The organism is Aeromicrobium sp. P2_G6, assembly GCF_056403535.1.
Window position 1 is genome coordinate 522,740 of record NZ_JBFUFH010000001.1, and the last position, 19,604, is coordinate 542,343.

Here is a 19,604-nt window from a genome sequence, read left to right on the forward strand (position 1 = left end):
GGCAGGCGACAGGATCAGTGGCTGTCAGAGAACAGGAAGGAAGGCGCGCGCCTCCCCTTCCAGGCCGACCAACACCTTGCCGTGCGCCTCAAATCCGGTCGCAGGCAGCAGGTGGGCGTGGCGGGCCGCGGTCGCCTGGTCGCGCCAGTACCGCTGGATGGGGTTGGCGTCGGCGAATGCGCCCGAGCCGTGCGCGCTGACCAGCATGTCGACGGCTTGCGTCACGTTGTCGACGGCGTGGCCGATATGGGCTCGCATAGAGACGCGCTCGGCATAGCTCGGGTACTCGCCCCGCTCGGCCGCCTCGTTCAGGCGGTCGGCGAGACCGATGGCGACGAGCTCGGCCGACTCGACCAGGACGGCGGCCTTCCCGATCGCGAGCTGCACGGCCACCGAGTCGGCCTGTCGTTCGTAGCCGGTGTAGGCGATGCCCTTGTTCGCCGCCCTCTCCGAGACGAGATCAATCACCGCATGGCCCATTCCCAAGTGCGGCCCCACGAGTTGGAGCGCAAGGGCGGGGACGAACGCCGTACCGTAGGGGGCCTCCGGGTTGACCCCACTGCCCGGGTAACGACCCTCGATCGCGGCCGTCAGGGGGAAGATCCGGTGCTCGGGCACGAACACGTCGTTCGCGACCTGCGTGTTGCTGCCCGTCGACTTCATGCCGGCCACGAACCAGGTCTCCTCTATAGAGAGGTCTGCTGCAGGGATGAGCGCCAGGGCGGTGTCGACCACGTTGCCGGCCGCGTCCTCGATCGGGACCCCCAGCAGGGACCAGTGCGCGTGGTGCGAGCCGGTTCCGTAGGTCCACTTGCCCGAGACCCGGTAACCCCCGTCCTCTTTGGCCGCCCGAGACGTCATGGCCATGACGATGGAGATCAGCTGATCGGGACCCTCACCCCAGACGTCCTCCTGCGCCTGCAGGGACATGAGGCTCAGCACCCATGCCCCTGAGCTCAGGATGCCGTAGACCCAGGCCGCGCCTCCGTCTCCGCGTCCGATCTCACTCGCGACTGCCACGGATGCCCGCAGGTTGCCGGCGAGCCCGCCGAAACGCGTCGGCACAGACGTCCGAAAAGCCCCGGTCTGCACGAGCGCATCGAACGCCTCGACGGGAATGCGGCGGCCGAGCTCGCCGTCCGGTCCACACCTGACCAGGAGCGGAGCAAGCTCGCGAACCTTCTCGACGACCTCGACGATCTCGGCGGGCAGTGCGATTCGTGTACTCATGGGATGCATCCTCTTCGCAAGGGGCGGGCGGACACCAGGTTGAACTAGATCATCGCCCCACTCTCATCCGAGCAGTCGCGGCGCACCCAGCGGCGCGCGAGAGGCGTCGATCGTACGCAGGTTCACCTCGGTGATGGCATGTCCGCGTTCGGTCAACCACGACGTGTGGCGGTTCATGATGTCGGGGTCGTGGCCGGGGATGATGCGATTGGTCTCTCGCTTCAGCTCCACCATGAGCTGCTGGTACAGATGAACCAGATTGAAGGAGTTGCCCTGGACGTATCCAGGCGCCCGCATGCCCTCGATATTCGAGTACCAGTACACCGTGTCGCCTGCAGCGACGAAGGGCCCGTTCTCGGTTTCGATCTTGAACCACTGGGAGCCGAACGTATGCGAATCGCGCGCCAAACGCGCGGTGACGCCGGGAAGCAGCTCGGTGTCTCCGTCCACGAACTTGATGCGCCCGTCAGCCAGACCGCTTGCCGCCCGCACCAGGTCAGTCGGATCGAACGACGAGAAGATCCACTCCTTCTCTGCCTCGGTGGTCATGTTGTTCGCGATCTCGACGGCCGACGACCAACCCGTGAACTCATCGCGCTGGACGTACAGCTGGGCGTTCGGGAACGCCTCGAAGTTGCCCATGTGGTCGAAGTGCATGTGCGAGACCAGGATGACTTCAATGTCCTCGGGTGTGTAGCCGACACGTGCCAGCACATCCTTGGGGCTTTCCCAGTCGACGAACGGATATTTCTCAAGCCAGTAGTCGTCGCGGAATCCGCAGTCGATGAGGGCCACGTGCTCCTTGCCGCCGACCTCTCCTCCCACGATCAGGGTGTACAGCATGGGTATGCGGATGTACCCCTGGTTGCTGAAGACGCCCGACCCGCCGAAGAAGTCGTGGGGCATGTCCGCATGGCAGAACTCGAGCGAGTAAATCGAATAGTCGGTGCGAGCACTGTGATTGCTGGTGCTGAGATCGTCCATGGCAGTGGTCCTTCTCGTGATGGGTTGTGGCGCGGGTCGCAATGGTTTGTCCAAACGATCACGTGCCCAGCGTCACCGGGAATGACAGGCGCTAGCGGCGCCTCAAGCCCGAAACCAGAGCATGCAATCGATTGCTACGGTAGGGCTGGTTAAACGATGCGTCAAGGGTCGCGGAGCCTCTAGATCATCCCCGCCTAGGCGGGGAACCGCGTTGCCCCGCCCACGCGCCCTCAGGCACTACGGTGGTCGGGCGCACACGTTCCGCACCGAGCGGAACGATCACGAGGCCGGAGGGAGGTACGAAATCGTGAAAGGACATGCGGCGATCGGTGCCCGCCTGCGGGCCGCCCGCGAAGCGCACGGCATGACCCTCCGCACGCTAGCCGACTCCATGGGTGTGACGTCGAGCCTTCTCTCCCAGATCGAGACCGACAAGGTCCTTCCGTCACTCAACACCCTCTATCAACTGGCAACACGGCTCGATCTCTCGGTCGATGAGTTGCTCGGCATCGGCGCACGGAATGCGCCGCAGGACGAGCCAGCTGTGGTGGTCCAACGTCAGGCGGACAATCCTTCGATCGTCATGGCGGGCGGCGTCCGGTGGGAGCGTCTAGCTCGCCGGCCAGACCTCGGACTCGAACCCCTCCGCATCACTTACGGCCCAGGCACAGCGAGCTCGCTGGATAGGGCCTTGGTGGCCGCGCCTGGACTCGAGTTCGGCATCATCCTGTCGGGCACTCTCACACTCAGAATCGGCTTCGAATCGCACGTCCTGGAGACTGGGGACTCCGTGTTCTTTGACAGGTCCAGGCCCCATGTCTATGTCAACGACAGCGACCAGGACGCCGATGGCATCTGGCTGGTTCTGCACGCGGCCGCCAATTCGCCGACGCCGACGGTGAACTCAACCCAGATCGGTTCTCTCGCTGACGTCCTACGGGTGCTGGACTCTCACGAGGACTGGTGAGGTCTGCTCAGCCGGCGAGTGCGGAATTCACATCGAGCCGATGCCATGTGCGGTCGTGATAGACCACAGGCGACAGGGCCGCGAGCTCGTCGACAGCCCTGTACTTCACCAGGTCCATAGCCTCTGCGACACACAGAGTGGAGCCACCGGCCCGGAGCCTGTCAACGACAGCCGCACGAACCACAATCGGCGCGGCTGGGAAGTAGCGTTCGCCGGTGCTGAGCACGGACCACTGCTCGGCATTCGCGAACCGGGCAGCACCGCTCATCGCTCCGAGCTTGGCTAGCCACAGGCTATCCGCGTCGACCATGTGAATGATCACAGACTCCGCCCGATTGAACACTCCTGCGGTGGACGACATGTCGGACACGGAGAATCCGACCAAGGGCGGCGTGGCGCTGATTGAGAACAATGAGCTGACCGTCATGGCCACGTGCTCACCGTCGGCGACGGCCGTGAGGACAGCCACTCCCGCCGGGTAGTTGCGGAAGGCCGTCTTGAACTCGTCGGTCGAGATTCCCGGATTCGTCGCTTCGGTGTTCACGCGGTTCTCCATCCTGTCGAGCCACCACCCGTGGTGGCAGCGTTCGCCGCACCCTGCAAACTGCGCGTTGCTGATCGATTGCACTTCAGTTTCACTGAATATCTATCCATCGTGACTCAACTCACGGCGCTCGTCAAGGGTCTGGAGCAACTTCCCAGCCAGCTTGCCAAGCGCCATCGTGGGATCGCGCACAACCGATTGTAGAACGCCGCGTTCGATCCCCAGCTCTAACCTCAGTTCGTCAATCCAAACCCCCTGACGCCTGGGCGCACCGCACAAGCACCTCAGCTCTACGCACTCCGCAGCAGGCCTGGCTCTCGGTCCACGAAGCCCAGCTTTCGCGGCCAACGGGCCGAACGGGCTACGCGCAGCACCGAAATAGTCCTGCGCAAACCACGCCGGTGGGACGAGGATGCTGTATTGTCAGTCGCTAGGTCCCGCAATCGATTGCGGAACGAGTGAGGAGAGTCGGACAGTGAGCAGTGCAGTGCAGGAATCGCAGATCATGGATGCATTTTTTGGCGCACCGGGTCCCGACCCGGCGATCGTGGCAAAGGCGCAAGCGCTGCAGCCGCTGATCCGTCAGTTTGCACAGCAAGGCGAGGACGATCGACGTGTCGCCGAAGAGGTGATCACAGCGATGAAGGATGCGGGACTGCTTCACATCTCGATTCCGCGTCGCTGGGGCGGCTATGGAGCCAACTTCCGCACCTTTATCGACACGGTCGCGGAGGTGGCACGCGCAGACGGTGCGACAGGCTGGGTGTCTGCACTGTTGAACTCGTCGACCTGGTTCGTGACGCTCTTCTCTGACCAGGCCCAGGAGGATGTCTTCGGCGCCAACCCGCAGGCGAGCGTATCCGCGGTCTTGTCTCCTGGCGGACCGTTCGTCCAAGCCAACTCCACCAAGAAGGTGGAACACGTGGACGGGGGCATCCGGGTTACCGGCCAGTGGGGCTACTCGTCCGGTTCCTTGCACGCGGACTGGGCTATCGTTCCGGTCCGCACCGGTGAGGACGAGAACGGGCTACCCATCAACTCGCTCGTGCTGATCCCCCGCAGCGACCTTTCCATCCAGGACACGTGGTTCGTCGCAGGTATGCGAGCAACGGGGTCGAACACAGTCGTGGCCGACGACGTCTTCATCCCTGAACACCGCATCGAGCTCATCGGCGATCTCGCTGCGGAGGAGTACGGTCGCGAGTGGGCCGAAGAGGACAACTATCACGCTTCATTTGTGCCAGTGGCGGAGATCATTCTCAGCTCGGCACAGATCGGGATGGCCCGCGCAGCCATCGACCTGACGCGCGCGTCTGGCGAGAAGCCGGTGACCTACACAGTTTTCAAGCACGCCAAGGATTCCGCGGTTCACCAGATCGAGCTCGCGAAGGCGCAGTCGGAGGTCGATCAGGCGCACCTCCTCGCGGCCAGAAGCTGCGCGGCGATCGACAAGGCAGCAATCGACCGCAGGAAGCTGACGGTCGAAGAGCGCGCTCGCACGCGCATGGACAACGGTCAGGCAGCGCTTCTCTGCCGCACGGCCATCAACCGCTGCCTCAGCATTAACGGCGCGTTCAGCTTTGCGGCAGTGAACCCCCTTCAACAGATCTGGCGCAACAGCGAGACGGCCAGCCGCCACGCCTTGGTGTTCCCCGAAATGGGCGCCGAGGTGTACGGCAAGGTGCTCTTCGGCAACGAGGATCCGGTCCAGCCGTTCTAGTGCGTCTTGTGCTGGTCTCGAGATCTCGCATCGCCGCTACCAGGGCCCCTCGTCATCTGACAAGGGGCCCTGGCCCGTTCGGCCTCGGCGGCAACACCCGACGACCGGACGCTGCCAGTTGAACCACCCCGGGTCGCGTGCGATCTTGATCAGATCGATAGCTTCAGAAAGGGTCCACCATGGATGCAGTCACTGCCTGGGCGTACGCTCATGGCGTCATTTTGGAACTGGACGATCCTGAGGGAGAAGATCCCGTCACTGAAGGTGACCAGCCAAGGCGCTAGCCGGCGCACCGGCGAGTGTGCGGACTCGTAGCGAGGAGTAGTGCGCGTCCCACCTGTTGCTCTCTGTCGCCGCAGGTAGTCTCCTGTCCACAGGAAGTCGACCAAGGTGGATGTCGCTGTCCGGCATTTGGGCCGAGCGGGCGATCAACGACGACTAGTGAGGTCCGATGACGACGACAGCGCCCGGCGCGCACGGCACGGCGAGCCGACGCGTCGCCGACGCCATGCGCGACGAGATCTTGCGGGGCCGGATGCCTCCCGGCGCACGGATCCGCCAGGAGGAGATTGCGGCTCGATTAGGGGCGAGTCGCGTACCTGTACGTGAAGCGCTCCGAATCCTCGAAGCTGACGGACTCGTGACGCTCGTCGCCAACACTGGAGCGTGGGTCGCTCACCTCAGCCTGAGCGAATGCGAGGAGATCTACCAAATCCGCGAGCGCGTAGAACCACTCCTTCTCCGATATGCCGCTCCTGGTCTGGGCGAGGAAGAGCTTCACGCGCTGGAAGAATTGGCAAGCCGAATGGAGGCCTCGTCCGATCTGGAAGAATTCCTCCGCCTGGACCGCGAGTTCCACCTGCTCTCGTACAGCACCGCAGAGACCGGCTTACTCGGCGATCTGGTCACCCGCCTGTGGAACACGACCCAGCATTACAGGCGGGCCTACTCGATCAGCCTGGACGCGAGGTCGCGCCGCGTGGTGCACGACGAGCATCACATGATAGTCGCATCGTTGCGCGCTGGCGACCTCGAAGGCGCCGAGCGGGCATTAGAAGGACACGTCCGCCGAACCCGACGTGGTCTCGCTGAGCATCCCGAAGTCTTTCAGACCCCGAGGCCTTCCCGAGACACCTGAAGATCGGGGCCCTGCGAGCCATCCGCCGCGGCTCAAACCTCAACCGCGCTCAGCGAGTCGATGTGGAAAAAATCGATGCCGTACGGCTCGACTGCCGCTGAAATTCGCCGCTCGCAGAAATCTCGCCCGAAATCGGTCAGCATGTATTCGTGAATCTGAAATGCTCGAGGTGCCCCGACTGCGATCGTGAAGTCGATGACCTGTCCCGTCGTTGACCACGGCGCCTGAATCGGGACACAGAGCAGGCTGACCTGCCGCGTCGGCACCGTAAACGAGTCGCCAGGATGATAGACCCCTTCGACCCAATAGGCGACGTTCTCGATGACCGGAATCGAGCGGTGAATGATCTCGTGTTGCCCACCGTAGGCGGATACATGAAAGCCGCCAGCGTCGAACTCCGCGCCCGGTTGAACCGGAACAATCCGGTCGCCGAGAGGCGCGAGTTGTTCTGCAACGGCCGGCGGAGCCCAGATCAGCAGCTCAGGATCACGAGAAGCCGCGGTCATAACCGTGTCCACGTCGAGGTGGTCAAAATGCTCGTGGGTGATGAGAACTGCACGAACGCCGTCGAGCGCTCGCTCGGGTTCAGACCAGGGTCCCGGATCGATGACAACTGCCCGGTCGCCATCGTCAATGCGCACACACGCATGCCCGAACTTTGTGACGGTCTTAGCCATGTTGTCGTCGCCGGCGATGATCGCCGGCGGGGCCCCTTTCAATTGAGATTGGCAGGGGCCGCACCTGGCCCCTCCGAAGGATCAGCTGAGTTCCCGGTTGAGGAAGAATCCGTCCGGGATCACGAGATCGTCGATGCTCACATCATGGATCGATGACTTCCCGAGACCGACCAACGCGCGCTCGATGGTGATCCGGAAGGAGTCCAGGACTTCGTAGACACCGCGTTCCCCATCCGCTGACAGGCCGTAGAACCATGGCCGACCGATCAGGACTGATCGGGCGCCCAGGGCGAGGGCCTTGATCACATCTGTTCCGCGACGAACACCGCTGTCGAACGTGATCTCGGCCTGGTCGCCCGCTGCGTCGACAACCGCCGGCAGGAATCTCAGCGGCGAGGGGGTAGTGTCCAGATTGTTGCCTCCATGATTGGACACTCCGATCGCCGTCGCCCCAATATCAATGGCACGTCGTGCATCGTCCGGGGTCACGATTCCCTTCACCATGAAGGGCCCATCCCACAACTCGCGCAGCCAGGCAGCGTCGTCCCAGGTCGGACCTGGTGTACTCATCCATTCGATCAATGCACCGACCAGCGTCGGCGCCACCCCGTCGCTGTTGCTCATGTTGGGAGCGCTCAGACCTGGCGCCCTGCCACGACGAACATAACGAAGAAACCAACGCGGATTCCCAAGCGCCATCGGCGCATATCTGATGATCGTCTTGAGGTCCAGACCATCCGGATAGACGGGCGATCCCCAGTCGCGTGGATTGAAAGCGACGCGAGCCCCGGAGAGATCCATGGTGAGGATCAGCCCCTTCACACCGGCTCGACGGAATCGCTCCACGCGCCCCGCGACCGTGTCGCGGTCTCCGGACAGATATACGTGCTGGAACGTGTTCGGATTTTCTCGCTGCACGTCCTCGACCGGCATGGAGGCGACCATGCTCAGACCGGCTGCGGTGCCGGCGCGCTTCGCGGCCCGCGCCACTGCCAGCTCCCCATCGGGATGCATGGCAAACGCGGCCGCTGGTGCGATCACGACAGGCAGATCGATGGTCTGACCCATGAAAGACGTCTTCAGGTCCGGGGTCGTCGCCAGCTCTGCACCGACACGCGGAATCATGCCGATCTGTTCGAATGCCGAGAGGTTGCCCCGCATCGTGGCTCCAGAGTCACTTCCGCCCTGGAGCGCGGAATACACATCTTTCGGCAACACCTTCTTCGCCCGGCGTTGCGCCTCGCCGACACTTTCGATCGGCCTATGCTTGAACAGGCTCATGCACCATCCTCGCTTTCCTCAAATAGTTCAGGACGGCGCCGAGAATGTCCGGCGTCCTCTTCCCGTGTGACTAGGTGACGGCCTGGTCCCGCCGCCGACCCCGATGCGCCTGGTTGGCGCCGTGCTCTAACAGAACGGAAAGCCATGAGCTTTCTCGGCGTTAATGCTTGAAAAGTGCACGGAGGGCGGCAAGGCTGGTCTCCCAGCCGAGGCAATTTCGAGCGCACTGCTCGGCGCCGAGGAATCCTGTGTGACGAAGCGTCAGCCGCGTGCCGGCATCGACCGGCGACAGGACGTATTCGACTACGGAATCGACCTCTGGCGTTCCGATCATCTGCCATGTCTGCGCGATAAGACGGGGTGCCTCGACGACCCGGTAAGTGCCCGTGATTCCGTAGGGACCCCTGGCAGAATCTCCACTCGTGGCCCACTCGCCACCTGGGCGCACGTCGCCCTCCCAGGTCCGAGTGTCCCAAACGCCCGGTCGCACCAACCACGACGTCACAGCTTCCGACGTCAGCGCCGAGAACACCCGTTCTGGTTCGGCGTCGATCTCCACCGCCGCCAAGATGAACCCACCATCGAGGTCGGCGACCGCTCGGGGCTCAGCGATGCTCCCGATTGGGGCAACGTGGGGGGCGCCTGCGGTTGGGTCGCCGTTGGACATGCACTTCTCCTAAAGTGAGGCCTACACGATTTTGGATCCATTTAGAGTTCAGCGAACTCTGCCGGGGCTGGCTTGGCGGGAAGTCTTACGCCTGTATCGCGGGGTGTCAAGCCCTCGACAAGATTAATCATCAACCGTATTGTTGATGTTTGGATACATTCACAGTAGAGCTTACGTTTCTGGACCACGCCGGACGGCCGCCGTAAAGGCTGGGCGGCCCACCAGAGGCGGCAGCCCTGACCGGCGTCCGACCGACGGCGCTTTGCTCTAACCAGAGCGTCGTACGTACGAGCGTCCGAAAACAGACATGCGTTGATCGAACGCCGAAAGGAGTTGCAATGGCACCGAACGAGCACGACATCCCTACCAGTGAGGATTCGGCACTACACGCGGCAAGGCACAATGTCGCACTGCATCACCGCGAGCACACGCGGTTCAACTCGACCACGATGCTCGAGGTTGCAGCCGACATCAGCCGGGAGGCGGATCGCCTCAAGGTCTTCGGCGACTACTGGCAGCGGCCAGAGGAACCCCCACGTACTGCATCATTCGACATCTCCGACCCGCGCTTCGGCGCGGCTGGTTGCTCGGACCTCAATCCGCTGAGCGCGATCGCGGGTGCGGGCATCTTGTTCATGGAAGGCGTTGGCGAGCCGGACGAGATCCACACGCTCAAGGAGAAGCTGAAGTCAGAGGGAACACGGTTCTCGAACAAGGGACAGTGGCTCACCGACATCATGAGGATGACCTGGGAGTCGGACGTCGTGTTGCTCGATCCCGCTACTCCCGATGCGTGGCCGTGGATATCGATCGCCTCCGCCACTCTGGTAAGCGCGAAGCAGCGATCGATGGCTGGCCGCTTGCTGCTCGTGGCTCTCGAATACTTGGGGAAGGTCGACTTCACGCCGGGCGCAATCCGTGCAAATCGCGCGGCGTCAGGCAAGTTGGTCCTCTCGGCGGCATGGACGTTGGACGCCGCGGCAGCCGTCTTCTCCGAGAACGCCGCCGGACTTTCACGCGCAGAGCTGGAGTGGGCCGAGTACCTGGCCTTCTTCGGAGAGCCAACGCCCTACTGATTCCCAAATCAAAATCTTAGGAGTATTCGATGCCATCGACGATCGACATCAGAGCATATTCGAAGCAGCTACTAGGTGATCTTCAGCAACTCGATACGCTCATCGAACGGCTTTCGACCGGGGGCGGCGATGAGGATTTGGGGGATGTCGCCAAGCAGTCGCAAGCGATTGTGGAAACGCTGGGAAGGACACGTTCTGGTCTCCAGGCCGCGGCTGAGGCCGGACCCATCGCGGTGTCGAACCCAGCATCCAGTAGCCGGGCGATTGCCGTGTCACTCGCCGAGCTGCCGCTCGAGTCGGCACTACAGGTGCTTGGCGAAATGCCGCAACTGGTCGCGAAGATCGAGGCGCGATCCACCAGCACTGCGGTGCTACTGGTGCCGTTGTGCCTCGCCTACCGCCATTGCGTGGAGGCGCTCTCGCCGCTTGCGGCGGCATTGGATCCTCGGGACTTTGTGAGCTGACACCCGTCCCCTGCGTCGGGGTCGACAAAGGAGGGCTCTTTTGAGGACCGCACTGTCTCACGAGCGGGCCGCCTCGAAGGAGCCCTCCACTCGTACCACGTGGGAAAGAACGTTGACGAGGCGCAGGACGTCCATCAAGATCGGACGATCGCTCGGCGCCGCGCTATCGCCTGCATGGCACACGGTCACTCACAACCCGGCAGCGAACCCATCCATGCGGGGATCAGAGCCACCCAGGATTCGTCCGTCCTCGACCAAGATGGCCTGTCCCCCGCCAAACCAGACCCGCTCCGCGTCGAGAACGGTCTCGAATCCCGCCGTTGTGAGCTCGTCGGACCGACTCCACAGGCCTTCCTCGAGATGCAGCCGGCCGTCGTCTTCTGTGCGGAATCGGGGCCGATCAAGCGCCGCCTGCGGGTCAAGCCGGTCGTCCACTAGGGCGGACACCAGCTGTACGTGGGCCTGGGCCTGGATGAAGCCACCAACGACACCGAACGTCCCGATCAGTGTTTGGCCTTCCTGCAACATGGCGGGGATGATCGTGTGGTACGGGCGCCGTCCTGGAACGACCTCTCCCCCGACGCTGAAGCACTTGGCTCTGTTGTTGAGCAAGATTCCCGTTCCGGGGGCGACGACACCAGACCCGAAAGGCTCGAACAGGCTCTGGATGAAGGACACTGCCATTCCATCGTCGTCCACGACGCAAAGGTAGGTGGTGCCGCCGGCCAACTCCGCTCGCAACTTGGGTTGATCCTGGATCCGCTTGGCGAGGTACTCGTCGGTGAGCAGCTCTGAGACATCCGCGCCATCGCGCGTCAGGCGCCTGGCGTCCTCCAACGCGAGACCGACACAATGAACGGTGTTGGCGAGACTAGGTTCCACGGTGTTGAGAAGCGCGAGCCCTTCAAGCGCGGCGATCCCTTGGGTCGGCGGTGGAAGTTCAATGACGTCAACGCCTCGATAGCGGACCCTCATAGGTTCGACCCACTTCGCGCCGGCATAGGCGGAAAGGTCCTCCTCTTCCAGCCAACTCGCATCGCACATTGCTCGAGCGATCGCGCCAGTGTAGAAGGACGCCGCTCCTCCTTCAGCGATAGCACGCATCGATCCCGCGAGCTCGGGAAGCTTGAACACCTCTCCGACTCTGGGGGGTCGCCCGAAGGAAGCGGGTGCGCGGTCGAAAGTCTTCCAAAAGTGCGAGGCATGGAAGCCCGCGGCTACCCCGTTCGTGGCTGCGTCGATCGAGTACGCCAGGCACGTATCGAGGGCCCACCGACCGAAGCGATCACTCAAGGCCTGCCAACCAGCTACTGCCCCCGGAACTACTGCAGAGTTGGCACCGGCCGACGGCACGGGTGTACGCGGTGCGTCCATGGGCGCTGGACCCGCTGCGTCCATCGCGTAACACTCGCCGTTGGTGTGCACAAGCGCAAAGGCGTCACCGCCGATGCCGGTGGCATACGGTTCGGCGACGCAGAGGACTGCGGCAGCCGAAATCGCAGCGTCTACAGCGTTTCCACCACGCCGCAGGACGTCCAGGGCAGCCAAGGTGGCCGAAGGCTGGCTCGTGGCAGCCATGGCCGACCCGGCAACGGCGGGCCCGCGACCTGGAGAGAAGCGAAACGCCATCTGGTCGAGGGTTCGGGCATCCATTTTCACGTCGAATCAGTCCTGAGTTGCTCGGCATTGTCGGCGGGTTGGGCTTCTTGTGGGCGTCTATAGGTGGATGACCGCCCGAGTGCGCGATCACTCAGTTCGTGTGGCGAGAGCCTCATCCAGTTCAGCGACCCAAACGGGGGAGCCGAAACTCGCGGCCCCCGGTGAGACCGGTCGAGCGCCAGAGCAAGACGACCACGAGAGCGCCCGCGATGACCATGCCGCTGACACCGTCAGGAATCGTGATGATCAGATTGCCGATCTGTAAACCTTGTTCGAGGTGGAGCAGCACCTGGGAGAGCCCTGTGACCACGGCGCAGCCGACGACGGCACCCCACACGCTCCCGCTCCCGCCGATGATGAGCATGCCGAGAGTCAGGAACGTGAACTGCAGGTAATAGTCGCGAGCACTGGCCGCCGCAGAGTGGTGGGCGTACATGGCCCCGGCCAGTCCAGCCATCGCTCCGGAGAGCACGAAGAACAACAGGCGCAGCCGCCAGATGGAGACGCCCAGGGCCTGCGCCGCCAGGAAGTCCTCACGTGACGCCCGCATTAGCCTGCCGGCGCGGCAAACCCCAGCGCCGTACGCAACGACGATCGAGGCGGCCGCGAGGGCCAACGAAACCTCGAGCGCCGGGAACCGTGGGATCTGTGGCATCACCTGCGGGCCCGGACCGAGCGCTCGGGAGTTGAAGAAGATGTTGTCGGTCACCATGAGGACCGCGAAGGTCGCGATACCCGCCGCCAGGCCTTGCAGGCGCATCAGGAACGCGCCGATCACACACGCGACCACGGCCGCGACCACGATCCCGGCACCGATCCCCATGACCATGCTGGCGTGGGCGTGCTGGAGCGCGGGCGCGAGACCATCAAGCGCATTGGCCTTGATGAGGCTCGGCATGGTCAACAGCCCGGAGGTGAAGCCGCCGAGGAGCGCGAAAGAGCCGTGCCCGAAGGACAAAACACCACTGTTGCCGACAAAGATCTGGAGGGCGAGGACCATGACCAGCAACGCAAGGGCACCCTCGACCATGAACGTCATGCCGGTGGAGACGAAGGCGCAGGCGTAAGTGACGGCCACGAGCAGAACAATGGGGCCGAGGACTTCCGCCCACCTCCACCGAGTGACCCCACTCAGATGAGGATCGGGCGCAATTGCGTTTCGCACGGGGTCAACTCGCAGGGTCGCTTCTGCCGACATCACACACGCTCCTTCAAGGTGGCCTGCCCAAAGATCCCACTGGGTTTGACGAGCAGGACCACGATCACCAGCAGGAAAAGCACGGAGTAGGTATAGGTCCGGTCATCGCCGAGCACGTTGCTGAGAATGCTGATCGTCGCACCCACTGCCATGCCGCCGACGGCAGAACCCATCAGACTGCCAAGTCCGCCGATCACCGTGCCCACAAGGGCAAGAATGGTGATGTTGACGCCAAACAAGGGTTCGACCTGACCTCGCTGCGTGAAGACGATGAACGCGACCACCGCGGCGAGCAGCCCACTCGCCGCAAATGCCGCCGCAATCACACGGCTCGATCGGACGCCCAGAAGCTGTGCGGTCTTGAAGTCGCTCGAAGCAGCGCGCAGTTGGAGCCCGACCGAGGTGTGCTCGACAGCAAGCTTCATGCCACCGAGCAGTGCCAAGGTCAGCACGACTGTCACGACACTGCCCCGAGAAACCTCCGTCCCGCCCACGTTCCACACGTCTGACAACCACGCTGCGGCCTGTCCTGAGCGCGGGAACGCACCATAGATCGTCTCGTAGGCTCGTTGGAGCAGTACGCTGACACCGAAGCTCGCAATCAGCAAGACCCCAGGGTCCGCGCCTCGCAGCCTCGAGAAGACGCCAAGCTCGAGCAGCAGAGCGAGCGCCGTCCCCGCTGCCAGGGATATAGCGATCGCAGGAAAGAGCCCCCACGGTAGGCAAACAACAAGGAGATACGCAGAACATGTGATTAGTTCGCCGTGTGCGAAGTTGACCAGCCGCATCACACCGAACACGAGTCCGACACCGAGGGCAGCAAGTGCGTACAGACCGCCATTGCTGAGGGCGTCGATGATGACCTGAATCATGGGGTCGACAACTCCGTTCCGAAGTAGGCATGGGCCAGTCGGGCTTCATCGTTCTCCTCGGCCGGCGTGAGGGTGTCGCGGATGCGCCCCTCGCGGAGCACGTGGGTCCGAGTGGCAGTGCCGATGACCAAGTGGGCGCGCTGTTCGACGACGACGATCGCCGTGCCCCGGGCGCGGATGTCGGCCATCACGTCGAAGACGTCTCGGACGACTGTTGGCGCGAGACCGAGACTGGGCTCGTCGAGCATGATGACGTCGGGCTCAGCGACCAAAGCACGCGCTATGGCCAACTGTTGCTGCTGGCCACCGCTCAGATGCCCGGCCTTGTGGTCCGCGTGAGTCTCCAAAACGGGGAAGAGGTCCGCCATCGCCGCCACGGCCCGGGCCCGCGTGCTTTTGTCCCGGCGCGCGGTCAGGCCAAGCCGCAGGTTCTCGGCGACTGTGAGATCTGTGAAGATGTGTCTACCTTCGGGGACCAGCGCCAACCCCCGGCGGACGATGGTCTCGGGCTTCATCCCGACAACGTTCGTTCCCCGTAGTCGCACCTCGCCCCCCGTAGCTTTCACGGCGCCCCCGATCGCACCCAGCAAGGTGGACTTGCCCGCACCGTTCGGCCCGACGATGCCCACCATCTCCCCCGGTTCAACAATGAGATCCGCATCGAACACGACGGCTAGACCCGAGTAGCCAGCCGTCAGGCCGCTGACCGCGAGAAGACTGTCGCTATCCACGTGCTTCACCTGCGCCTTGGTCTGCACCCACGGCGCCAAGCGTCGCGTCCCCAAGGTAGGCGCTGCGAACAGCGGGATCCTCCGTGGCGGCATGAGGTGAGCCGTCGAAGATCAGTGAGCCGGCCGCGAGCACGACAACTCGGGAGCAAGCCCGTGCGACCAGTGAGACATTGTGCTCGATAAGCAGCATGCCGCAGCCCACTCGCTCACGTACGTTGTCGAGTGCGTCAAGCAGTGCCGGAACCTCGTGCTCGTTGAGCCCAGCCGCGGGCTCGTCCATCACCAGGTAGCGAGGTTGAGCCGTGATGGCGCGCGCCAAGCCTGTGAGTCGCGCCAGACCATGCGGGAGACCGGCCGAGCCGTGTGATGCCACGTGCGCCAGCCCGAGCATGTCGAGAGCCACCCCGGCACGCCGCGCTGCTTCGCGCGGGCTCGCTCCGACCCCGAGCGCACCGAGTGCGGCGTTCTCTGCCACGCTGAGTCCGGAAAACAGCCGGGCCGATTGAAAGGTTCTCGCGAGGCCCGCCCGCGCTCGACCTGCAGCGGATAGCCGATCGAGGGCGTGGCCATCCAGGGCAACTGCCCCCCCGTCGGCTTGCTCGTAGCCCGACAGGATGTTCACCAGCGTGCTCTTGCCCGCACCGTTGGGGCCAAGCAAACCCACCGCCTCACCGCGCGCCACCGAGATCGAGACGCCGTCGAGCACCCGCAGGGCGCCGAAGGACTTCTCGATCCCGGTGGCGGCGAGCCGCTGATCGACCGTCACTCGCCAACCGGCTTCTGGGCGGCTTGGTAGGTCAGGAACTTGTGCTTGCCGTTCTTGACCTCGAGAATCGCCATGGGTCGGGTGACGTTGATGTGCAGCTGCGGCGAGAACGAGGTGGAACCGACCGAGAGCTCGACGTCCTTGAACGACTCCAAGGCCTTGGCCAGCGCAGCACCATCGAAGCTCTTCGCGTCCTCCGCAGCCTTCGCGAATGCCTCGATCGACGACGCGCCGGTCAAGGGGCTGCTGGTCACGGCATTCTCTCCCGTCTTCGCCTTGTACTCCTTCAACAGCTTCTGGATCTTCACGTTCGGGTCGTCGCCAAACACCGAGGCGTATGTGACGTCGTAGAAGTTCGACAGGTTCGGGACGGCCCCGAGCCAGTAGGCGCCATCCATCGCGAATCCGGAGATCACTGGGGTGTTGTCGCCCGACTTGCGCAGGGCGGCCAATGCCTCGGCGCCGCCTCCCGGGTACGAGCACAGGGCGATCACATCGGGCTGCGCACCCTTGATCTCGTTGACCTGTGCCGAAACAGGTGCGGCGAGGGAGGCCTGCGGCGTCTGGTTGAACTGAGGATCTGCAACGATGGTGCCGCCAAGTTCCTTCCAGCGAGTCTGGAAGGCCTTGCACTGGTTTTGGGTGTACTTGAGCGACATGTCTCGGAAGAGCGCAGCCTTCGGTCCGAAGGTCTTGAAGGCGTACTCCGCCATGATTGCTGCTTCCCCAGGCACGGCCGAACCCATGGAGAAGCCAAGCGTCAGTCCAGACTTCGGCCCCATGATCGTGTCGCCGAGGCACGGGGAGATCACCAGGACGCCAGCCTGCTGAGCGATCTGTGACGCCTTGGCGGTGATGTCGTAATCGCAGGTGACGAGCAGCATTTTGACGCCCTTGCCGATCAGGTCGGTTGCGATCTGGGCTTCCTTGTCGGAGTTGCTCTCGCCGTCTACCGAAACCAGCTTGATCTTGCAGCCGAGGACGCCGCCGTTCTTGTTGACCCTGTCGATCGCGATCTTCGCCATCCCCAGGGCAGGTGCGTCGACCACTGACATGAATCCGGTGGCCGACATCGTGCTGCCGATCTTCACCTCGCCGCCCTTGCAGGCGCGACCGCCGGAATCCGCCTTCGCCCCACCCCCCGGCTCATCGTTGGTCGAGACGCACCCGGTCAAGGCCACGGCGATGAGCACGGCGAGACCTGCGATAGCGATGCGGGCGGGTCGGAATGGATTCAGCGAGTGCATAGATGTCTCCGGAGTTCTGGGCTTGTCGGCCGGGTTGAGGTGTTCCCTTGTGCTCTTCTTCATCGGTTTTCCTTCAGGAACCTGCGTGCGTGCTCTCGACGAGTCGGTTCAGCAGCCATCACGACTGGAAGGTATGCGTGTTCGCGGAGAAAAGACTCGCCGTCCGTCGTTGCGATGCTGAGCATGCATTGCGCGAAAGGGCTCACGTTGGCTCCAATCAGCCATTAGGGGATTCTGCTCACCAACCCCGAGGTTGGAAGTTTTGCCTGCTAGACCCGGCATTGTCAAGGAATGCTCACAAATTGGATCCATAAACATTCGGCCAATTGGATCCATGTTGGATATGCTTGAGAGCGTCGGGCGACTCGTCGAGCATCACGGGCCGACCGCTGGTGACGACGTCTGCTTGCATCGCCCGGGCGGAACGACGGCCGTCAGCAAACGACGTACCGCCCTTTTCACCCACCGAGCTCCAATGCACGGCGGAGTGAAGAAGCTGAGTCCCGTGGGACACGAAAAGCTTGATCACCGAAGGAGACCGTCGTGACGCACCTGAGCGACCGGACTGTGCGACCCGTAACTGGACCTGTGAAGGTCGTCGATCCCTCCGCACCCGGCCCCCCCGAGGAGCGTGGCTGATGGGCTCGTCACCCACCGTCGAAGTCGTCGCGACGACCATGAAATATGCCCGACGACGTCACTGTCTCCTACTTCTTCTCGCCTTTACGAGTGGCGCCATCGACGCTGTGGGGCTGGTTGCCCTCGGCGGCGTCTTCACGAGCGTGATGACCGGCAACATGATCTTTCTGGGGGCTGGCCTGGCGACCGGGGACCAGGACGCGGCTGCCAGGGCGTTCATAGCAATCTGCGCTTTCATGGCAGGAGCCTTCGTCGGAGCCCGGATCGCCGGCTCACCACGACCGGGAGATGCGTGCTGGCCGCGCGCTGTGAGTGTGGCGCTCTGCGTGGAGCTCCTGCTTCTTCTGGGCTTCTCTGTCGTTTGGTGGTTCACTGACGCCACCCCCGGCGCGGAGACGCGACTTGTATTGCTGGCTGTCGACGCACTGGCTCTGGGCGTGCAAAGCAGCGCGATACTCCGATTCGGCATCCGAGGCCTGAGTACGACGTACATGACCGGCACGCTGACATCGGTCATGTCTGCGCTAGCTGCGGGACGCCACCCCAGCAATTGGGTGTCGAGCGCCCAGATCCTGGTCAGCGTGGTGTGCGGCGGCGGGGCGGCAGCGGTCGTCCACTCTTCGGCGCCTGCCGCGATCCCTGCGCTCCAGTTCGGGCCAATCCTCCTGGTCCTTCTGCTCGTGCGAACAGTCAGGGACGACCCCGCCGAAATCCTGAGAGATCAGCACTTGGCAGGCAAGTTCTCGATCCGCCCGTCATCTAGGACGAAAAGGCGTCATCGGCGAAGCCCTTGAAGTCGTGCCGGCCGACGAACTCTCCTTCCTCCTCCGGACCGGACGGCGCCGAACCGTGAAATATCGTCGCCCGGATTCGCCGCGCCGTGGACCATGCCGACTGGGCATGCCTGCCGTTCCCTGAGCCTCCGACAGGAGGCGAACCCGCGACATCCTCATGACACGTGACTCAAGATTGAATCTTGCCTGTCATTTCAGTTGCATCTGTGGCTGCAGAGCCGTTGATCTCGCCGTGGGGGTGCGCCGCGGGTCACGTCATCATGACGAGAGTCGACGACTGAAGTCGGCTGGTCTACCCATTCGAGACTTACGCGTGCCGCCGACCTTTTCGACCTGTAGTCGCGGTTGCCCAAAGCCCGCGAGTTCACAGAGGCGGTCGACGCCCGCAGGCAACGCGACCGAGTCACATTTGAGGACGATCGGCGAGACCGTCATCCAGGAATCACCTGCCCGACCTGTCGTGCTCATCGGTCATTCGATGGGCGGAAATTCTCACAGCGGCGTCGGCTCGGCAGTCCAGGCACGTCCGCTCGGCCAGTACGTGCGTCGTTGTCTCCCACAACACCCGCCAATCCACAGACCAGAGACCACACAGCGTCCGAGGCGACATCGGCCTACGCAAATGAACCGAGGCGGGTGTTGTCACCGACTCATGGCGCGGCACTACGGGCTGAATCGACGCGACCGTCGTCATGGGTTGCACCCATACTTGTGCGTCGTTCCGGGCTTGGAGTCCCCGGGATGGTGCAACTTGGAGGTTGACGTCATGTATCGCGTCCTACGGTTGTGATCTGATCAGTCTTGGGTGCCGGATTGGGCTGCATGGACTTCGTTTCACTCACTGATACGCGGTGGGATGCACGGATCGTGCCAGAGCACGAGGAGCTCCCAGCGCCAGATTCGACGATCACGTCGTACCCCAGCTCGAGCAGCTGGACGATTGTGGCCCG

General features: G+C 63.4%; 18 protein-coding genes. 6 read left to right on the forward strand and 12 right to left on the reverse strand.

Features of this window, described 5'->3' with window-relative positions; translation table 11 throughout:
• Positions 1-24: 24 nt before the first annotated feature.
• Both AC1DVU_RS02585 and AC1DVU_RS02590 read right to left on the reverse strand, forming a co-directional pair.
• A complete protein-coding gene (locus AC1DVU_RS02585; protein WP_476920860.1) occupies positions 25-1,230 on the reverse strand; it encodes an acyl-CoA dehydrogenase family protein in 1,206 nt (401 codons plus the stop codon).
• Between the two features lie 63 nt (positions 1,231-1,293).
• Positions 1,294-2,214: an N-acyl homoserine lactonase family protein gene (locus tag AC1DVU_RS02590; protein WP_476920861.1), complete on the reverse strand. Its 921-nt coding sequence runs from the start codon at positions 2,212-2,214 to the stop codon at positions 1,294-1,296.
• Positions 2,215-2,521: 307 nt separating this feature from the next.
• Here AC1DVU_RS02590 and AC1DVU_RS02595 point away from each other — a divergent pair, with 307 nt between their 5' ends.
• Positions 2,522-3,181 (forward strand): helix-turn-helix domain-containing protein, encoded by a 660-nt coding sequence (locus AC1DVU_RS02595; protein ID WP_476920862.1) that lies wholly within the window; start codon positions 2,522-2,524, stop codon positions 3,179-3,181.
• A gap of 7 nt (positions 3,182-3,188) precedes the next feature.
• On the opposite strand, the gene AC1DVU_RS02600 is transcribed toward AC1DVU_RS02595, so the two are convergent.
• On the reverse strand, positions 3,189-3,725 hold the full coding sequence (locus tag AC1DVU_RS02600; protein ID WP_476920863.1) for a flavin reductase family protein: 537 nt from the start codon (positions 3,723-3,725) through the stop codon (positions 3,189-3,191).
• 475 nt (positions 3,726-4,200) lie between these two features.
• Here AC1DVU_RS02600 and AC1DVU_RS02605 point away from each other — a divergent pair, with 475 nt between their 5' ends.
• Together AC1DVU_RS02605 and AC1DVU_RS02610 are read left to right on the forward strand one after the other, a co-directional pair.
• Entirely contained in the window at positions 4,201-5,445 is a 1,245-nt protein-coding gene (locus AC1DVU_RS02605; protein WP_476920864.1) for an acyl-CoA dehydrogenase family protein, read from the forward strand.
• Between the two features lie 451 nt (positions 5,446-5,896).
• Positions 5,897-6,583 (forward strand): GntR family transcriptional regulator, encoded by a 687-nt coding sequence (locus AC1DVU_RS02610; protein WP_476920865.1) that lies wholly within the window; start codon positions 5,897-5,899, stop codon positions 6,581-6,583.
• A gap of 32 nt (positions 6,584-6,615) precedes the next feature.
• Here the strand turns inward: AC1DVU_RS02610 and AC1DVU_RS02615 are convergent, their stop codons facing one another.
• From AC1DVU_RS02615 to AC1DVU_RS02625, 3 genes are all read right to left on the reverse strand, one after another.
• A complete protein-coding gene (locus tag AC1DVU_RS02615; protein ID WP_476920866.1) occupies positions 6,616-7,260 on the reverse strand; it encodes an MBL fold metallo-hydrolase in 645 nt (214 codons plus the stop codon).
• 81 nt (positions 7,261-7,341) lie between these two features.
• Positions 7,342-8,541, reverse strand: a complete 1,200-nt coding sequence (gene mftD, locus AC1DVU_RS02620; RefSeq protein WP_476920867.1) for a pre-mycofactocin synthase MftD — start codon at positions 8,539-8,541, stop codon at positions 7,342-7,344.
• A gap of 160 nt (positions 8,542-8,701) precedes the next feature.
• Complete coding sequence (locus AC1DVU_RS02625; RefSeq protein ID WP_476920868.1) at positions 8,702-9,208, reverse strand: SRPBCC family protein; 507 nt, start codon at positions 9,206-9,208, stop codon at positions 8,702-8,704.
• Between the two features lie 338 nt (positions 9,209-9,546).
• Between AC1DVU_RS02625 and AC1DVU_RS02630 the strand changes: the two genes are divergently transcribed.
• Positions 9,547-10,284 (forward strand): hypothetical protein, encoded by a 738-nt coding sequence (locus AC1DVU_RS02630; RefSeq protein ID WP_476920869.1) that lies wholly within the window; start codon positions 9,547-9,549, stop codon positions 10,282-10,284.
• 29 nt (positions 10,285-10,313) lie between these two features.
• A complete protein-coding gene (locus tag AC1DVU_RS02635; RefSeq protein ID WP_476920870.1) occupies positions 10,314-10,748 on the forward strand; it encodes a hypothetical protein in 435 nt (144 codons plus the stop codon).
• 189 nt (positions 10,749-10,937) lie between these two features.
• On the opposite strand, the gene AC1DVU_RS02640 is transcribed toward AC1DVU_RS02635, so the two are convergent.
• The 6 genes from AC1DVU_RS02640 to AC1DVU_RS02665 form a co-directional block, all read right to left on the reverse strand.
• The gene (locus tag AC1DVU_RS02640; RefSeq protein ID WP_476920871.1) at positions 10,938-12,401 is read right to left on the reverse strand and encodes a gamma-glutamyltransferase family protein; all 1,464 of its coding nucleotides are present in this window, start codon (positions 12,399-12,401) and stop codon (positions 10,938-10,940) included.
• A 127-nt stretch (positions 12,402-12,528) separates the two neighbouring features.
• Positions 12,529-13,485, reverse strand: coding sequence for a branched-chain amino acid ABC transporter permease (locus tag AC1DVU_RS02645; protein ID WP_476920872.1), 957 nt, complete (start codon positions 13,483-13,485; stop codon positions 12,529-12,531).
• Positions 13,486-13,604: 119 nt separating this feature from the next.
• Positions 13,605-14,477 (reverse strand): branched-chain amino acid ABC transporter permease, encoded by an 873-nt coding sequence (locus AC1DVU_RS02650; protein WP_476920873.1) that lies wholly within the window; start codon positions 14,475-14,477, stop codon positions 13,605-13,607.
• Positions 14,474-15,235 (reverse strand): ABC transporter ATP-binding protein, encoded by a 762-nt coding sequence (locus tag AC1DVU_RS02655; RefSeq protein WP_476920874.1) that lies wholly within the window; start codon positions 15,233-15,235, stop codon positions 14,474-14,476. Before AC1DVU_RS02655 ends, AC1DVU_RS02650 begins: the two co-directional genes overlap by 4 nt.
• On the reverse strand, positions 15,201-15,974 hold the full coding sequence (locus AC1DVU_RS02660; protein ID WP_476920875.1) for an ABC transporter ATP-binding protein: 774 nt from the start codon (positions 15,972-15,974) through the stop codon (positions 15,201-15,203). The genes AC1DVU_RS02655 and AC1DVU_RS02660 overlap by 35 nt, the downstream gene beginning before the upstream one ends.
• Positions 15,971-17,284 carry an ABC transporter substrate-binding protein gene (locus AC1DVU_RS02665; RefSeq protein WP_476920876.1) on the reverse strand — a complete coding sequence of 438 codons (1,314 nt, stop codon included), beginning with the start codon at positions 17,282-17,284 and terminating at the stop codon, positions 15,971-15,973. Before AC1DVU_RS02665 ends, AC1DVU_RS02660 begins: the two co-directional genes overlap by 4 nt.
• Before the next feature lie 575 nt (positions 17,285-17,859).
• Between AC1DVU_RS02665 and AC1DVU_RS02670 the strand changes: the two genes are divergently transcribed.
• Positions 17,860-18,654, forward strand: coding sequence for a YoaK family protein (locus tag AC1DVU_RS02670; RefSeq protein ID WP_476920877.1), 795 nt, complete (start codon positions 17,860-17,862; stop codon positions 18,652-18,654).
• The last annotated feature ends 950 nt before the right edge of the window (positions 18,655-19,604 follow it).

Excerpts from the sequence above, each read along its gene's own strand:
- AC1DVU_RS02640 (WP_476920871.1), bottom strand. The coding sequence starts at position 12,401 with ATGGATGCCCGAACCCTCGACCAGATGGCGTTTCGCTTCTCTCCAGGT.
- AC1DVU_RS02610 (WP_476920865.1), top strand. The coding sequence starts at position 5,897 with ATGACGACGACAGCGCCCGGCGCGCACGGCACGGCGAGCCGACGCGTC.
- AC1DVU_RS02630 (WP_476920869.1), top strand. The coding sequence starts at position 9,547 with ATGGCACCGAACGAGCACGACATCCCTACCAGTGAGGATTCGGCACTA.
- AC1DVU_RS02625 (WP_476920868.1), bottom strand. The coding sequence starts at position 9,208 with ATGTCCAACGGCGACCCAACCGCAGGCGCCCCCCACGTTGCCCCAATC.
- AC1DVU_RS02635 (WP_476920870.1), top strand. The coding sequence starts at position 10,314 with ATGCCATCGACGATCGACATCAGAGCATATTCGAAGCAGCTACTAGGT.
- AC1DVU_RS02650 (WP_476920873.1), bottom strand. The coding sequence starts at position 14,477 with ATGATTCAGGTCATCATCGACGCCCTCAGCAATGGCGGTCTGTACGCA.
- mftD (WP_476920867.1), bottom strand. The coding sequence starts at position 8,541 with ATGAGCCTGTTCAAGCATAGGCCGATCGAAAGTGTCGGCGAGGCGCAA.
- AC1DVU_RS02615 (WP_476920866.1), bottom strand. The coding sequence starts at position 7,260 with ATGGCTAAGACCGTCACAAAGTTCGGGCATGCGTGTGTGCGCATTGAC.
- AC1DVU_RS02670 (WP_476920877.1), top strand. The coding sequence starts at position 17,860 with ATGGGCTCGTCACCCACCGTCGAAGTCGTCGCGACGACCATGAAATAT.
- AC1DVU_RS02665 (WP_476920876.1), bottom strand. The coding sequence starts at position 17,284 with ATGAAGAAGAGCACAAGGGAACACCTCAACCCGGCCGACAAGCCCAGA.
- AC1DVU_RS02590 (WP_476920861.1), bottom strand. The coding sequence starts at position 2,214 with ATGGACGATCTCAGCACCAGCAATCACAGTGCTCGCACCGACTATTCG.
- AC1DVU_RS02585 (WP_476920860.1), bottom strand. The coding sequence starts at position 1,230 with ATGAGTACACGAATCGCACTGCCCGCCGAGATCGTCGAGGTCGTCGAG.